This window comes from Parasphingorhabdus sp., from assembly GCF_036963705.1.
GTDB lineage: Bacteria > Pseudomonadota > Alphaproteobacteria > Sphingomonadales > Sphingomonadaceae > Parasphingorhabdus.
Genome location: NZ_JBALUT010000001.1, coordinates 94,158 through 109,546, shown reverse-complemented (window position 1 = coordinate 109,546; position 15,389 = coordinate 94,158). Strand labels below are relative to the sequence as shown.

The window sequence follows — 15,389 nt, the reverse complement described above, 5'->3', positions numbered from 1 at the left end:
GGCGCAGGAAATTATCAAATTCGCCAAGGAACATGGCACGATGGTGATGCTCGTCGGCCATGTCACCAAGGATGGCAGTATCGCCGGTCCACGCGTGCTGGAGCATATGGTCGACACGGTGATGAGCTTCGAGGGCGAGCGCAGCCATCAATATCGAATTTTGCGGGCGATCAAGAATCGCTTTGGTGGAACCGACGAAATCGGCGTGTTTGCGATGGAAGAAGCGGGACTTACGGAAGTGACCAACCCCTCCGCGTTATTTCTGACCGACCGCAGCGAGGAAGTCACCGGAGCGACGGTATTTCCGGCGATGGAAGGCACTAGGCCGGTGCTGGTGGAAATCCAGGCGCTCACGGTCAGGCTTGCGAGTGGCGCAACTCCCCGTCGATCCGTGGTCGGATGGGATAGTTCGCGGCTGGCGATGATATTGGCGGTATTGGAAGCGCGGTGCGGGCTCAGTTTCTCCGGTGCAGAAGTTTATCTAAATGTCGCAGGCGGTTACCGGCTCACGGATCCCGCTGCCGATCTGGCCGTAGCAGCGGCACTGATTTCGGCTCATGCTGAAAGACCGATGCCCAGCGATGCCGTTATATTCGGTGAAATTGCCCTGTCTGGCGAAATCCGGCCGGTCTCGCGCACTCCGCTTCGCCTGAAAGAAGCATCCAAACTCGGCTTTGACCGCGCGCTTATACCGGCTTCCGGCGAAAAAAGCAGCGATGGTATGAAGAAGCTGCATTTTGCCAAACTCGCCAATCTCGTTGACCATATGCTTGGTCGTGACTAGCTAGGCCTCATGACGGGTTTAGATATTTTTGTGCTCATTTTAATGGGCGGTGCTGCGGTCCTCGGCTTCCTTAGAGGCTTCGTTCAGGAGGCGCTTTCTCTGGGCGCCTGGATATTGGTCGTTATCGGTGTTCGGACGCTGCATACGCCGATTAGTGATCGCCTGATCGAGCCGGTTGGCAGCGAGAGTGGCGCATCGGTACTCGCTTTCGCCTCGATAGCAATTGTGACCTATGCGCTGGGCCGTTGGATTGCCAGATCCATCGGAGCGAGATCGCGCAAATCCATGCTCGGTCCGATCGACAGGGTGCTCGGATTCGGCTTTGGTATGGTCAAGGGATTGATCGGCGCGACCTTGCTCTATCTGATGGTGGTTCTGGTCTATGACAGCATCTATGGTGCCGAAACGCCAAGACCGGAATGGCTGGCGGAATCACGCACCTATCCGCTGCTCAACGCCAGCGGAAATGCGATGGTCGATTTCGTCAAAGATCCGGGGATATCGGAGGACGAGGCTGCGGAGACGGGCGAATGAGCGAGGCCTTGTACACGCGTGACATTTTGCGTCTCGCGGTCTCGATTCCGCACCAGCAGCGGCTTGAAAGCCCGGACGGAAGCGCCGAGCAGCGATCCCGCACCTGCGGAAGCATGGTAATAGCCGATGTGATTGTCTCAGATGATGAAACGCTTGAGCAATTGGGTTTAACGATAAATGCTTGTGCGCTCGGTCAGGCTTCGGCAGCCATATTGGGCGCTGAAGCAATAGGCCGGACGGTGACCGACATCGCCCGAACTCGCTCCGGACTGATTGATTTTTTTGCCGGCAAAGCGGATTCTCCGGGAGAATGGCAAAATATGGATAAGCTGATCGTTGCCAAAGACCATCAGGGCCGTCATGGCGCTATCCTGCTCCCCTATGATGCGCTGATCGCGGCCTTTGCCGATGCCGCCAAACGAAAGGCTGCCTGATCATGGAAACAGAAACCCATATGGCCGACTTGTTGCTGGGCGGCTTCGTCATGCTTGGCGCCGCGCTGGTCATGGTGCTGGTGTTTCGGCGCTTTGGCATCGGCGCGGTTCTCGGCTATCTGATCGCCGGAGTATTGATCGGCCCGCAGGGTTTCCAGTTGATCAGCAACGCGGGGACTATCTTGGAATTTTCCGAAATCGGGATCATCCTGCTGCTTTTCATTGTCGGACTGGAACTCGCCCCTGCGCGTCTTATGCGCTTGCGCCAGGCAATTTTCGGGCTGGGCATGAGTCAGGTCGTGTTGTGCGGGATCGCGCTGTTCCTGCTGATCATGGCGACAACCAATTTCACGCTTGCGGCATCGATCGCTATCGGCCTGCCGCTGGCGCTTTCCTCGACCGCTCAGGTCTTGCCGATGCTGCAATCCTCGGGCCGGCTCAACACCCCGACCGGTGAAAAAGCCTTTTCGATCCTGCTGTTTCAGGATCTGTCGATCATTCCACTGCTGACGATAATTGCAGCGCTGTCGCGCGCCCCGCAGGACGAAGGCGGGCCATCGGGATGGCTGACCGCCATCTATGCCATTCTCGCAATTGGCGGTCTCATCGCCACCGGCAGATATCTGCTGCAACCGTTGCTGAAAGTGATTGGCAGAATCGCCGAGCGCGAGCTGTTCATCGTGGCCGGTCTAGTGGCCGTTTTCGGCGGGGCAGCGCTAATGGAATTTATCGGGCTTTCTCCCGCTCTGGGCGCTTTCATTGCCGGGGTCATGCTCGCTAACTCACCCTATCGTCACGAACTTGAAGCAGACATTGATCCGTTCCGGTCGCTATTGCTCGGCTTCTTCTTTCTTGCTGTCGGTATGATGCTCGATCTCAATGTAGTAATCGAAAATCCCGGCTTCGTAATCGGTGCGGCTGTCGCGTTGGTAACGGTCAAGATCGCGATCATTTTCGGACTCGGCAAATTGTTCGGTATGGACACCAATCCGGCGCTGGCGATGGGCATGCTGCTCAGCCAAGGTGGAGAATTCGGCTTTGTACTGTTTTCCGAGGCTGAAAAAGCGCTTTTGATCGAACCTGAGGCGAGCAGTCTTTTCGGAGCGATCATTACAATTTCAATGGCAACCACCCCCTTTCTGATGCTGCTCGCGCGGCGGTTTGGCAACGCGCCGAGCAAATCTTCAGCGAACCTCGAGGACCCGGGCAATGCTGACCGGGCGTCAGTCATTGTTGTCGGGCAGGGGCGTTTTGGACAGACGGTATCGCAAGTGCTGATGGCGGCAAAAATCCCGCTGACGCTGATAGATATCAAACCTGACCAGATTGACGTGCACCAGCAATTCGGAGCCAAGGTCTTCTATGGTGATGGCACCCGCGTCGATCTGCTTCGCCGTGCCGGAGCGCATGAAGCGGATGCCATTGTGTTCTGCATGGACGATCCGGACTTCGGCCCCGAACAAGTGCGCCCGATCATTCAATCCTTTCCGGAAACCAAGATGTTTGTCAGGGTTTACGACCGCCGTCAGCTGATCGCGCTTAAGGGGCTGGGCATTGTCGGGATGAAACGGGAGATGTTTGAATCAGCGATCCATCTCGCGCGGCAGACGATGTTCGCGATTGATCTAGACAGCAGCCTGATCGAAGAGATTGACGAAGAATTCCGTCAGCGCGATTGCGACCGGCTGGAAGCGCAAATGAAATCCGGCGGTGACATGCTAGCCGGTGCGGAGCTCAGGTTCGAAAATAATCCGGTCAAGAAATTCTGATCGGCGATTTGCCGAAGTGGGTTAGTCCGTTTCGTCCAGAAACGCCGCGACATCTTCCAGATCCACGTCCTGCGCCAGAAATGACTTGCCGATGCCGTTGGCGAGCAGAAAGGGCAGGGTACCGCCGCTCATTTTCTTGTCGTGCATCATGTGGCCGACCAGTCGCTTGCCCGATGCCTGAACCGACGCAGTTGAGAGGTTGTAAGGCAGGCCCACAGACTTCAGATGCGCGGCGACTCGTTCCGCATCCGCAGCGTCGCAATGGTCGCGCCGGACCGAATATGCGAATGCAAGCGCCATGCCCGCTGCGACCGCTTCACCGTGGACCAGCTTGTTCGAAAAGCCGGTTTCTGCCTCTAATGCGTGACCGAAAGTATGGCCGAGATTGAGGAGAGCGCGGCGACCGCTGAGCTCTTTCTCGTCTTCCGCGACGATCAGGGCTTTGGCTCGGACGCTGTGGGTGATCGCTTCGCTAAGAGCCTCCGGATCGCGGCGCAGTAGTTTGCTGCTATTGGCTTTGCACCAGGCGAAGAAATTGGCATCGTTGATCAATCCATATTTGACGACTTCGGCGTAACCTGCCCGCAATTCTCTATCCGGCAAGCTGTTCAGCACCAGGGGGTCGATCAGCACGAACCGGGGCTGATAGAAATGCCCGATCAGATTCTTTCCCGCAGCGCTATTGATCGCCGTCTTGCCACCGACGCTGCTATCGACTTGCGCAAGCAGGCTGGTCGGTATCTGGGCAAATCCGCACCCACGCTTGACGATAGACGCGGCAAATCCGGTAAGGTCTCCTATGACGCCGCCACCAAGCGCCACTAGCGTATCGGACCGCTCGACGCCTTCGGACAGAAGCCAGTCGGTTACCAGTTCCAGCTGACGCCAACTTTTGCTCGCTTCTCCTGCAGGGAGGCTTCTGACGACAAGTTCAATTCCGCTGCCGTCAAAGGCTTGTTCCAGTTTCGGCAATATTTGTGGGCCGACATTCTCATCGCTCAGAACGAATAGCCGGCGGTTATTGGCGAATTTCTCGAGATGTGTAGCGGCCAGTTCCAGAGCACCGGGCTGAACCAATATCGGGTAGCTATGATCGTTTAATTCAACAGTGATTTGGGTCAACGCTGCAATGCCTCAATGATCTTGTCTACGGTTGTCTCATGGGGCGAATCATTGCCCATGACATGAATATGTGCGGTGGCATAAACCGGATTTCGCTTCGCGGCCAGATCGGCCAGAATCTTCGCCGGATCACCGGATTTGAGCAACGGCCTGGTGTTGCGCCGCGAAACACGTTTTACCAAAGTGTCGATATCCGCGTCCAGCCAGATCGCAATTGCCTTTTCAAGAATTAACGCGCGGGTTTCTTCGTTCATAAATGCGCCGCCGCCAGTGGCAATAACCTGACGTTTTCCTTCGATCAGGCGGGCTATGACGCGCCGCTCTCCATCGCGAAAATAGTCTTCGTCGAAGCGGTCGAAAATTTCTTCGACTGTAAGGCCCGCTGCCCGTTCGATTTCCTCATCGGCGTCCACAAAGCCAAGACCCAGCTGTTTTGCCAGGCGGCGACCCACTGTGGTTTTGCCCACACCCATCAATCCGACAAGCACAATCGACTGGTCCGCCACGGAATCAGGTCTTTCACCGGAATTTCCTGCTGAATTGTCGAAAGAGGCTTTAATGTTTTTGTCCATTGGGGCAAAGGCTATACAGCGGTTAGCTACGGGTGCAATTTCCAATGCTGATTATGCTAGTTTTTTAACCGTTCGAAAGATTGAACCACATCAATGCCGCGTCAGTTAGTATATTTAATTCTGTTTGTCGTGATCTTGATCGGCGCGGCTTTCTTTTTTGCGTCGATGGACGTCGAACAGCCGCTGCAACCGGTTGAAAAGCCCGTAATTGGTGATGATCTGCAATAAGATGCGAATGCGTATCAAGCATATTTCTTTCGCCGCTGTGAGCCTTGGTGCGCTTCTTGTCGCGCTTCCGGTATTGGGACAGAACTCGCCAGAGTCTTTGCTTCCTCCAGGTTTTGGCGATCCTGCTCCTACTCCTAGCCCCGCACCGGTGGTAGCACCGACACCAGCGCCGGGGCCGGTTTCAGCACGGCCCGCCCCTCCTCAATCGGGCGATTCGCCGGGCAGGACTGTTGAAGATCGGACTGTTGCGGAAATCGACTCAAATTTGCCGGCGCTTAAGCTCGACGAAAATGGAGAACTTGATCTGAATGCGCTGGATGACGCACTCCAGCCCCAATATCGTCTATCCGCAGGAGAGCGGCGGTCGATGTTAGAAATCGGCGTGCTGACGCCACAAACCAATGGCCTGCCGACTGGTGCCTTTGGCGATGAAGGTGGTCAATATCTGACCAACTTGATCAAAAATTTGAATGGGCCGATCATTTCTCGCTGGGGTTCAATACTGCTCCGTCGCGCGTTGCTCAGCAAGGTTACCAGCCCCGAGAATGTTAATCCGGCGGATTGGACTGCCGAACGGGCTTGGCGGTTGCTGTTGATGGGCGAAGCCGATGCCGCTCGCTCGCTGGTTTTGAAAGTCGACGGTGATAATTTTACTCCACGTCTTTATGAAGTAGCCATGCAGGCTCATTTGGCGACCGCGGATCCGGCCGGTATCTGTCCGCTTGTCGATGGTGGTGCGCGCGTTAGCGAGGCGCCGACATGGGTAATGTTCCGACCCATTTGTGCATCTCTTTCGGGCGAGCAAAGCAGGGCGAGCAGCTTGCTGCGGCAAGCGAGACGCGACAAAGCGGCTACAGGAATCGACTATTTGCTAGCGGAAAAGACGATTGGCGCCGGTTTCGAGGGTCGCGGCGCTGTTTCAATCCTCTGGGATGATATCGAATTTTTCAATAACTGGCGCTTTGGTTTGGGCGCGGCTACCGGCGTTGAAGCACCGGATCGTCTCTATGCCCAAGCTGGCCGCCACGTACAGGGTTGGCGTGCACGGGCACCTATGCTTTCGATGGATTCGCGGATGAAAGCCGCAGATACCGCAGCCGCCATGGGCGTATTTTCCAGTCAGGCGATGGTTGATCTCTACTCGGCAGCATATGATGATCCCGAAGCCAGCGCCGACCGGAAGGCTTTGGCGTCGACGTTGCGTCAAGCCTATACCAACGATAATGCGAAAACCCGCATTGCAGCGATGCGCGATTTATGGGGCCGGTCCAAAGGTGCGCTAACGCGATATTCGGCAAAGATATTGACCGCTCGCGCAGCTGCAAAAATTCGCCCCTCTACTGAGCTTGACGAACAAAGTGCAGACCTTATCGCTTCAATGCTTTCCGCCGGCCTCGATCGCAGTGCCGTCAGATGGGCGGAAATTGTCGATGAGGGAAGTGACAGTTGGGCTCTGTTAGCCGTGGCTTCGCCGAGCAGGAATATTCCGGTCTCATATGACGCGCTCGGTGACTTTAGCAGCAATGACGTTAGTGAAGAGCAGCTCCGCAGCAAATTTTTACTGGCGGCGATTGCTGGCTTGGGACGAGCCGATCAAGAGACAGTTGACGATTTTGCCAATGATCTGGAGGTTGACTTCAACCGCTCGACCAGATGGACGCGAGCAATCCAGTCGGCCGCTCGCCGTGGCCAGCAAGGTACCGTGGCGTTACTTGTTGCAGTCGGTATGCAAGGCCGGGACTGGCGCGCAATGTCGCCGTTGCACCTATTTCACATCATGCAAAGTTTGAAACGCGTCGGTCTGGAGCCAGAAGCGCGCATGATTGCTGCAGAAGCCTTGTCACGGACATAAGCTTTGCATCGCAGGCTGTGAGGGCTATTCTTGAGCGCTATGAGTGATGATGCCAATCTGATTGAACGCTTCCTTGAAATGCTCGTCGCTGAGACCGGCGCCTCTCGGCACACGTTATCGGCTTATCGGACGGATCTGGAACAAGCGTCGGCGATAATGGGCGGTAGCCTGTCCTGTGCAGACCGGGAGCTGATCAAAAAACTGCCATCTCGTTGGCGTCATTTGCAGAATAGCACGGTTGCTCGCAAAACATCGAGCCTGAGGCGTTTTTTCGGATTTCTCGTGGAAGAAGGATTTCGGGAGAATGATCCGTCCAATGCGCTACCCCGCCCAGGTGTCGTCCGTTCATTGCCCAAGACCCTGTCCCATGCCGAAATAGGAAATCTTTTCCGGTTGATTGCCGAGGGATTGGATTGCGATCCAGTTAAACCTCCCGCCCTCCGGCTTTCGGCGATCATGGAACTGCTTTACGGCTCCGGTCTCCGGGCAAGTGAACTGGTAAGCTTGCAACGTTCGTCACTTTCTGGCGACAAGCCTTTTCTTATCATCAAGGGAAAAGGAGGAAAGGAACGACTGGTCCCTATTTCGCAACAGGCCCGTGTTGCTGTGCGTCGATGGATGGAATTTGTTGAGCCCAAGGAAGTCTGGCTGTTTCCTTCGCGAAAGAGCCACATAAGTCGGATCAGGCTATATCAGATTATCAAGGAACTTGCGGTCAAGGCCGGGATTAACCCTGCAAATATTAGCCCGCACGTTTTGCGTCATGCTTTTGCGACCCATCTCTTGGAAGGAGGGGCTGATCTACGGGCATTGCAGACCCTGTTGGGCCATAGTGACATCAGCACGACGCAAATCTACACGCATATCGACAGCGCGCGTCTGGTTGAGCTGGTAAATAATCGCCATCCCTTGAGCCAACGCAATCTCGCGCGTTGACGTTTCGGCTGTCCGGTTCTAACTCTTTTTCATGACATCATATCTCGATTTTGAAAAACCAATTGCGGCCCTCGAATCCCGTATTCTTGAACTGAAAGACACGGCGAGCGAAGGCTCGCTGGATATTGAAGCGGAGATTGAAAAGCTTCAGAACAAGTCAGCCAAAATGCTGGCCGATACCTATGCCAAGTTGACTCCCTGGCAAAAAACGCAGGTCGCTCGGCATCCGGAACGCCCGCATTTCAAAGATTTTGTAGTCGGCCTGTTCGACGAGTTTTTGCCGCTCGGCGGTGATCGGAATTTTGGCGACGACCAGGCCATTATTGGCGGATTTGCTCGCATGGGTGACCGGCGAATGGTTGTTATCGGCCATGAAAAGGGTGATGATACACAAAGCCGTTTGCGGCACAATTTCGGGATGGGAAAGCCGGAAGGTTATCGGAAGGCCATTCGCCTGATGGACATGGCTGATCGGTTTTCGCTTCCAGTATTGACCTTGGTTGACACATCGGGAGCCTTTCCGGGCGTATCGGCAGAGGAACGGGGGCAGGCCGAAGCAATTGCTCGGTCGACTGAAAAATGCCTTTCGCTTGGTGTCCCGATGATCGCAATTATTGTGGGAGAGGGCGGCTCGGGTGGCGCCGTCGCTTTAGCTGCGGCGGAACGCGTGTTAATGTTTGAGCATGCCGTCTACTCGGTTATCTCACCTGAAGGCTGTGCTTCGATTCTCTGGCGCACGGGCGACAAGGCCGATATTGCTGCGGATGCAATGCAAATTACCGCTCAGAATCTGGAGAAACTCGGTGTCATCGACCGGATCGTGATGGAGCCCGTCGGCGGCGCGCACCGTGACCAGAAATTGGCGATTGCAACACTGAGTAAGGTTATTGAAGAAGAATTTGCGGAGCTCGAGAAGTTCGATCGCGAAGCGTTGCGCAGATTGCGTCGTGAAAAATTCCTGCAAATTGGCGCGCTTTGATCCAGACGATCTAGAATTTGCGTTGGCTGACGCGGTTGAAACGTCATTTTACAGGTGGAACCCTTTACCCGTTGATCCGTTCTTATACACTGCGACTATGAGGAGCTTGATATGAGACAATTTTCGACACGATTGACGACACGATTTATGAGTGCAGCTGGAGTCATCGCTTTAGTGGCGTGCACCGGAAGCGGCGCGGGGGCTGGTGCGGTAGATTCTGCGGGAAGTCAGTCGGGCGAAGCTCGGTCGATATCGGCAGCGGAAAAGCAGAAAGGTGCAGAGGCCCATCCACAGCTGCTGGAGGAATTTGGCGGTGCATACACCGGTCCTCAGGTTGCCTATGTCGTGGAAGTCGGACAAAATATTGCTGTGCAATCGGGCTTGGGCAACGCGCGCAGTGACTTTACCGTAACGCTGCTTAACAGCCCGGCGAACAACGCTTTTGCCATTCCAGGAGGCTATGTCTATCTCACGCGCCAATTGATGGCGTTGATGAATGATGAGGCCGAGATGGCTGGAGTTCTGGGCCATGAAGTCGGTCATGTTGCTGCGCGACACAGCGAAAAGCGGCAAAAGGCTGCGACGCGCAACAGTATTTTGGGCATTTTGGGTCAAATCGGATCCCAGGTTTTGTTGGGCGATTCTGCTATCGGACGGCTTGGGCAGGAAGTTTTCGGAACCGGCAGCCAGCTGCTGACCCTTAAATATTCTCGCAAACAGGAATATGAAGCAGACGACTTGGGGATTCGCTATCTCGGTTCGGCGGGCTATGACCCGCAGGCTCTTTCAACAATGTTATACTCATTGGCTGCGCAATCGGCGATTGACGTGCGAGCAGCGGGCCGTGATGCCCGCAGTGCTCCGGAGTGGGCGAGCACCCACCCCGATCCCGCGCGCCGCGTATCGCGGGCGGCAACAAATGCCAGCAAATTGACCGGTGCAGGCGGGCTTCGCAACCGGGACCGGTTTCTGCAAAAACTCGATGGAATCTTGTACGGAGACGATCCGAAGCAAGGCGTGATCGAAGGGAATAGCTTTCTGCATCCGGATTTGAAGCTCAAATTTACCATTCCAAGTGGTTTCTCGATGCAAAATGGCGCTCGTGCAGTCTCGATTAGCGGATCAAGTGGGCAGGGACAGTTTACGACCGCTGCATATAATGGAAATATGACGACCTATATTGATGCCGCCTTTAGTAAACTAGCGGGCGAAGGAAAATCCATTTCTCGCAGCGCCATCCAGCAAACAACTGTGAACGGGTTACCGGCTTCCTATGCGACCGCGCGGGTTGATAGCAACAATGGTCAGGTTGACGTGACTGTTTTTGCTTATGAATTCTCGAAAAACAGCGCGTTTCATTTCACAACCATTGCGCCGGCCGGGAATGCTTCGGTTTTTTCGTCAATGTATCAAAGTATTGCGAGGCTTTCTGCAACTCAAGCCGCCGCGATCAAACCGCGTAAGGTCGATGTCGTTACCGTGAAAAGTGGCGACACAATTTCGAGCCTGTCATCGCGGATGGCCTATTCGGATCTTCAGCAGGATCGGTTCCTGGTGCTCAATCAACTGCGGGCGACCGACGGATTGCGGGCCGGACAAAAGGTCAAAATCATAACTTACTGATCGTTGTCGATTGGTCGGCGCATAAAAAAAGACGGCAGCCCTTTCAGGCTGCCGTCCATTTTTTGCTCCGAAAAGCTTAACCGGTTTTAGGCACCAGCGTTGTTGTTGCCTTTGGTCATTTCGGTGTCAACTTTGTTGAACGTGTTCTTCAAAGTGTTACCCAATTGACCCATTGCAACAATAGCTGCAACAGCGATGAGAGCTGCAATCAGGCCATATTCAATGGCGGTCGCGCCTTCTTCATTCTTGAACAATTTACGTACGATTTTCATGTCTGGTCTCCTAGATTTGACAAACTTCACTTACCCAATTGAACATGTTTTATGTCCAATATTCAACAGACTAGAGTAGAAACCTTACCAAAAGATTAAGTGCGGCCGCGTTTTATGAAACTAGCGTTACCTCACTGGCAACATCGCTCCACATATTTGTGGTCGATTTAGCAACACCGGAAATCGCAATTAGCGCGGACAACGCGATGAGAGCTACTATCAAACCATATTCAACAGCCGTCGCACCCGATTCAGAAAGAGATAATTTTTTAAAAAGATTAGTCATGTTTCTCTCTCCGCGGATAAAGTTCTGCTAAGTCGTGAACAACACCGGTTTCACAGAAATGGATTAACAAAATCCTTACATCGCATAAAAAATTGGAAAAAAATCCGACATATCTGTTTGTCACTGCCGCTGCTCTTATCGATCAGAAGGGCAGAATTCTGGTGCAGAAGCGGCCGGAAGGTAAGCCAATGGCTGGCCTCTGGGAGTTTCCTGGAGGCAAGGTTGAGGTCGGGGAAATTCCTGAAGTCGCGTTGATTCGCGAGCTGAACGAAGAACTGAGTATCATTGTCGAAGCGCAGGATCTCGAACCGCTTGCCTTCGCCAGCGAGCCTTTAGCGGAGAAACATTTGATCCTGCTTCTATATATATGTCGCAAGTGGGTAGGGCATGTTGAAAGCCCCGACTCGCTGGATCTGCAATGGCTACCGGTAGCAGAGATCCATGATCTTCCGATGCCGCCGGCAGACGGCCCATTGGTCCAAATGCTGTCAAACAGCCTTCGGGACCCCGTTTAGTCGTCGGTATGGTTTTTGTCGGCCCGGGAGAGAGTTGTTGTCAGGGACGCTTGCCCACTACCGCGCCGCGCGGGTTTCGGTTGGTCAGGGTGAGGTGCCCACGCGCAGAGATACAATATCGTCACGGTTTCGGAGAATTTCCCGTGCGGTTCGGCTTGCGTGGCAAACAAGGTTCGAATGCGGTTGTAGACATTCCTACCGATGGCGGAGTGGTTGTTGGTCATGATATTACTGCCCCCGACATCCCTGATATCGGAGATCAGACGCCCGAGGCTTGAATAGTTCAGGCGCAAGTTGTCGCTGTCTGCCACTGGCAAGGTCAGCCCGACACGCGTCAAGAGATCGCCCGCTGTCCGGACATCGATTTGGGGATGAATATGTGCCGATACCCGGTCGCCCTCGGCTTCCATGATCACGGATTTGAGTGAGGGAAAGCTTTCTGCACTGATCAAGGCTGCCAATAATAACCCATCGGGAACCAATATTCTCCGGCATAAAACAAGCGCGCCCGGCAGGTCATTGACGGTGTCGAGGGAGCCTATGTTTATAATCAGGTCAAAACTGTGATCGGCGAAGGGCAATCGATCATCGTCGCAAATTACGCCGCCGAGTGATTTGGCAACTCGGGCGCTGGAATCCGCGAATACCGCTTTAATGCCGCGCGTTTGTAATTCTCTTCCAAGCTTGCTTGCCGGGAGCCCGATTATCAGCGCTCGCCGGAATGTGCGTTTGACCACATCAAGGCGTTCGAGAATTTCCTCGACCATGATCTGTGAAAAAAAATCGTCACCATTTTCCCGTGCAAAGGCGCGATCACGGACGATGCGTCTTTTATTGCGGTTAAAAACTTCAGGAATATTGACTGTATCGGTCATGTGTCTTGCGGCTTTAGGAGTGCTCGACAAAAAGATCAAATGCCGTTGCCGCCCATATTCAAGCCCTTGATCGATTTTGCCTTGCCGCCAAGATGTCCAGTGTGCGGGGTCACAGTGGAAGCGGATAACCGTTTCTGCCTGTCATGCTGGCAGCAACTGGATTTTCTGGTCAAGCCGTGGTGCGCAGCTTGCGGTTTGCCGCTGGCCTTCGATGGTCCTGAAGTCAGTCTTTGCGTAAAATGCCTGATTGAGCCGCCGGTGCACGATGGGGTCCGGTCGGTGGTACGCTACAATGACCTGAGCTCGCTCATCGCGATGCGCCTGAAATATGGTACCCGCCTGGGGCTCGCGAAGCTGATTGCCGAGCACCTGCAAAAGTTCGTCAGGGAATCTTCCGATAATGCAATCATCGTTCCGGTGCCTCTCCACCGGTCACGTTTGTGGCGCAGGGGATTCAACCAGTCGGTTCTGATCGGCCGAGAGCTCTCTCGAAGCTCCGGTATCGGGATGAATTACAATGTCATTTGCCGCCGCAAGGCTACCCCTCCATTAAGAGGCATGACTGGCAAGCAGAGGCGGAGGACCGTCGAGGCGGCATTTACCTTAGGAGACAACCTGGGTGCAGCGATATCTGGCAAGTCGGTCTTGTTGGTTGATGATGTTTACACGAGCGGATCGACAAGCAGTGCCTGTGCTCGGCTGCTCAAAAAAGCCGGGGCGAAACAAGTTCTCGTTTTCTGCTGGGCCCGGGTTATAAGCGAAGCCGAAAATGGCTAGTTTCTAGTGCAGTTTGGGATTGCTTGAATTCCATCCACCGGCAGCCCATTTCGAGACTAATGGTAGAAAGAACGAAATATGCCGAAAATTGAAATATATACAAAATTCACCTGCGGTTTCTGTTTCCGGGCCAAGGCTCTGCTGAAAAATAAGGATGTGGGCTTCGAGGAAACCGACATCACCATGGGCGGTGCCAAGCGCGAGGAAATGATCCAGCGATCTGGCGGCCGTACCACAGTCCCCCAGATATTCATCAATGACCAACATATCGGGGGGTCGGACGATCTTGCAGCTTTGGACCAATCCGGTGAACTCGATGTGCTTTTGGCGGGCTGATCAATCTTGAAAATCGCGGTAGCCCAGATGTGCAGCGGGATTGACCCGCATGAGAATGGTCGGCAGCTCGCTTCGCTTATCGCAGAAGCTGCTGCTGGCGGTGCCGCGATAATTTTTACGCCAGAAATGACCGGATTGTTGGACAGGGATCGGTCGCGAGCCGCGAATGTGATCCGGAATGAAGCAGATGATGTCGTTCTGTTGGCAGCCCGGTCACAAGCCAAAAAGGCGAGGATATGGGTGCAGCTTGGCTCGCTTGCCATGAAGGTTTCCGACAGGCCGGGAGAGAAATGGGTCAATCGGTCCTATCTGATCAGTCCCGATGGTGAAATTTCCGCCCGATATGACAAGATCCATTTGTTTGATGTCGACATTAGCCCTGACGAATCTTTAAGGGAATCCTCCGCTTATGCCGGCGGGAAAAATGCGGTCGTGGCTGCGATCCCGGGAGCAACGCTGGGCTTGTCGATTTGCTATGATGTCCGGTTTTCGGGCTTGTACGAAGCTTTGACCAACGCCGGTGCCGACTTATTGTCCATTCCGGCAGCATTTACGGTACCGACCGGAACAGCCCATTGGGAAATATTGCTGCGCGCCCGCGCGATTGAGGCCGGTGCCTTTGTCGTCGCGGCGGCCCAATCTGGCAGGCATGAAGACGGCCGCTCGACCTATGGACACTCGATGGTGGTCGATCCCTGGGGCGAAGTTTTGCTCGATATGAGTGAGACGACCGGGCTGGATTTCTGTGAATTGGACTTTAGGAAAGTGCAGGAGGTGCGTTCCCGCGTTCCTGCTGTGGCCAATCGCAAAAAATTCGAGCTGCCGGCAAAATTGACATGATCGTCTTCGACTTGATCTGCGCTGATGAAGAGCACCGTTTCGAGGGCTGGTTCGGGTCCTCAAAGGATTATGAAGATCAACAGAATAGAGGATTGCTGGATTGTCCGCTGTGCGGTTGCACAAATATCACGAAAGCAGCCATGGCCCCCAACCTCGGCCGAAAAGGCAATCAGCAGCCTGCAGTTGCCAAACCGGCCGCGGACCAATCTGAGGGCAATGCTGCCAAGCCAGTGAGCAACAAACCAGTTGTGCCTGCAGAATATCGGGAAATCATTGGCAAGCTGGCCAAGGCGCAGGAGAAGCTTCTCGCCAGTTCGGAATGGGTCGGCGACAAATTCGCCAGTCGGGCCCGCGATATCCATTATGGCGACGCGGACGAGAAACCCATACACGGGACCGCATCACAGGATGAGGTTGCCGAATTGGTAGAAGAGGGTATCGCAGCGCTAGCGCTGCCTTTGCCTGTGTTACCTCCCGAATCCAAAAATTGATTCTGGCGTGCTCCGATCAATGTGGCTAAACCCGCAATCACAATGCGCCCGTAGCTCAGTCGGATAGAGCATCAGATTCCTAATCTGGGGGCCATGGGTTCGAATCCCGTCGGGCGCACCAATCTTTTCAATGAGTTAGATGGAAATTTGTGAAATCTCGATTG

The 15,389-nt window shown here is 54.3% G+C and carries 19 protein-coding genes and 1 tRNA gene; 14 read left to right on the top strand and 6 right to left on the bottom strand.

Features of this window, described 5'->3' with window-relative positions; all coding sequences use genetic code 11:
• The 4 genes from V7680_RS00595 to V7680_RS00580 form a co-directional block, all read left to right on the top strand.
• A partial coding sequence (locus tag V7680_RS00595) for a magnesium chelatase domain-containing protein (protein WP_335651340.1) occupies positions 1–784 on the top strand: 784 nt, incomplete at its 5' end.
• 30 nt (positions 785–814) lie between these two features.
• Positions 815–1,318 (top strand): CvpA family protein, encoded by a 504-nt coding sequence (locus V7680_RS00590; RefSeq protein ID WP_335651339.1) that lies wholly within the window; start codon positions 815–817, stop codon positions 1,316–1,318.
• Positions 1,315–1,752, top strand: coding sequence for an iron-sulfur cluster assembly scaffold protein (locus tag V7680_RS00585; RefSeq protein ID WP_335651338.1), 438 nt, complete (start codon positions 1,315–1,317; stop codon positions 1,750–1,752). The genes V7680_RS00590 and V7680_RS00585 overlap by 4 nt, the downstream gene beginning before the upstream one ends.
• A 2-nt stretch (positions 1,753–1,754) precedes the next feature.
• A complete protein-coding gene (locus tag V7680_RS00580) occupies positions 1,755–3,521 on the top strand; it encodes a monovalent cation:proton antiporter-2 (CPA2) family protein (protein ID WP_335651337.1) in 1,767 nt (588 codons plus the stop codon).
• 21 nt (positions 3,522–3,542) lie between these two features.
• Here V7680_RS00580 and aroB read toward each other — a convergent pair whose 3' ends face one another.
• The 3 genes from aroB to V7680_RS00565 form a co-directional block, all read right to left on the bottom strand.
• Positions 3,543–4,643 carry a 3-dehydroquinate synthase gene (gene aroB, locus V7680_RS00575; RefSeq protein ID WP_335651336.1) on the bottom strand — a complete coding sequence of 367 codons (1,101 nt, stop codon included), beginning with the start codon at positions 4,641–4,643 and terminating at the stop codon, positions 3,543–3,545.
• The gene (locus V7680_RS00570; protein ID WP_335651335.1) at positions 4,640–5,149 is read right to left on the bottom strand and encodes a shikimate kinase; all 510 of its coding nucleotides are present in this window, start codon (positions 5,147–5,149) and stop codon (positions 4,640–4,642) included. Before V7680_RS00570 ends, aroB begins: the two co-directional genes overlap by 4 nt.
• Before the next feature lie 180 nt (positions 5,150–5,329).
• Positions 5,330–5,461 carry a hypothetical protein gene (locus tag V7680_RS00565; protein WP_335651334.1) on the bottom strand — a complete coding sequence of 44 codons (132 nt, stop codon included), beginning with the start codon at positions 5,459–5,461 and terminating at the stop codon, positions 5,330–5,332.
• On the opposite strand from V7680_RS00565, the gene V7680_RS00560 reads away from it, so the two are divergent.
• The 4 genes from V7680_RS00560 to V7680_RS00545 all read left to right on the top strand — a co-directional run bounded on the left by V7680_RS00560 (position 5,451) and on the right by V7680_RS00545 (position 10,833).
• Positions 5,451–7,295, top strand: a complete 1,845-nt coding sequence (locus V7680_RS00560) for a hypothetical protein (protein ID WP_335651333.1) — start codon at positions 5,451–5,453, stop codon at positions 7,293–7,295. The two genes, V7680_RS00565 and V7680_RS00560, sit on opposite strands and share 11 nt — an antisense overlap.
• A 39-nt stretch (positions 7,296–7,334) precedes the next feature.
• Positions 7,335–8,231: a tyrosine recombinase gene (locus V7680_RS00555; RefSeq protein WP_335651332.1), complete on the top strand. Its 897-nt coding sequence runs from the start codon at positions 7,335–7,337 to the stop codon at positions 8,229–8,231.
• A gap of 31 nt (positions 8,232–8,262) precedes the next feature.
• Positions 8,263–9,210: an acetyl-CoA carboxylase carboxyltransferase subunit alpha gene (locus tag V7680_RS00550; protein WP_335651331.1), complete on the top strand. Its 948-nt coding sequence runs from the start codon at positions 8,263–8,265 to the stop codon at positions 9,208–9,210.
• 147 nt (positions 9,211–9,357) lie between these two features.
• Entirely contained in the window at positions 9,358–10,833 is a 1,476-nt protein-coding gene (locus tag V7680_RS00545; protein ID WP_335651330.1) for a M48 family metalloprotease, read from the top strand.
• An 86-nt stretch (positions 10,834–10,919) separates the two neighbouring features.
• Here the strand turns inward: V7680_RS00545 and V7680_RS00540 are convergent, their stop codons facing one another.
• Positions 10,920–11,105, bottom strand: coding sequence for a Flp family type IVb pilin (locus tag V7680_RS00540; RefSeq protein ID WP_335651329.1), 186 nt, complete (start codon positions 11,103–11,105; stop codon positions 10,920–10,922).
• 112 nt (positions 11,106–11,217) lie between these two features.
• Positions 11,218–11,391, bottom strand: coding sequence for a Flp family type IVb pilin (locus V7680_RS00535; RefSeq protein ID WP_335651328.1), 174 nt, complete (start codon positions 11,389–11,391; stop codon positions 11,218–11,220).
• 92 nt (positions 11,392–11,483) lie between these two features.
• Here V7680_RS00535 and V7680_RS00530 point away from each other — a divergent pair, with 92 nt between their 5' ends.
• Positions 11,484–11,906, top strand: coding sequence for a (deoxy)nucleoside triphosphate pyrophosphohydrolase (locus V7680_RS00530; protein ID WP_335651327.1), 423 nt, complete (start codon positions 11,484–11,486; stop codon positions 11,904–11,906).
• Here V7680_RS00530 and V7680_RS00525 read toward each other — a convergent pair.
• The gene (locus tag V7680_RS00525; protein ID WP_335651326.1) at positions 11,903–12,781 is read right to left on the bottom strand and encodes a methyltransferase domain-containing protein; all 879 of its coding nucleotides are present in this window, start codon (positions 12,779–12,781) and stop codon (positions 11,903–11,905) included. The genes V7680_RS00530 and V7680_RS00525 overlap by 4 nt on opposite strands.
• 39 nt (positions 12,782–12,820) lie before the next feature.
• On the opposite strand from V7680_RS00525, the gene V7680_RS00520 reads away from it, so the two are divergent.
• The 5 genes from V7680_RS00520 (at position 12,821) to V7680_RS00500 (ending at position 15,346) form a co-directional block, all read left to right on the top strand.
• Complete coding sequence (locus V7680_RS00520; protein ID WP_335651325.1) at positions 12,821–13,558, top strand: ComF family protein; 738 nt, start codon at positions 12,821–12,823, stop codon at positions 13,556–13,558.
• A gap of 78 nt (positions 13,559–13,636) precedes the next feature.
• Entirely contained in the window at positions 13,637–13,894 is a 258-nt protein-coding gene (gene grxC, locus V7680_RS00515) for a glutaredoxin 3 (protein WP_335651324.1), read from the top strand.
• A gap of 6 nt (positions 13,895–13,900) precedes the next feature.
• The gene (locus V7680_RS00510; RefSeq protein WP_335651323.1) at positions 13,901–14,734 is read left to right on the top strand and encodes a carbon-nitrogen hydrolase family protein; all 834 of its coding nucleotides are present in this window, start codon (positions 13,901–13,903) and stop codon (positions 14,732–14,734) included.
• Positions 14,731–15,225 (top strand): DUF1178 family protein, encoded by a 495-nt coding sequence (locus V7680_RS00505; protein WP_335651322.1) that lies wholly within the window; start codon positions 14,731–14,733, stop codon positions 15,223–15,225. Before V7680_RS00510 ends, V7680_RS00505 begins: the two co-directional genes overlap by 4 nt.
• A gap of 44 nt (positions 15,226–15,269) precedes the next feature.
• Positions 15,270–15,346, top strand: a tRNA-Arg gene (locus tag V7680_RS00500).
• The last annotated feature ends 43 nt before the right edge of the window (positions 15,347–15,389 follow it).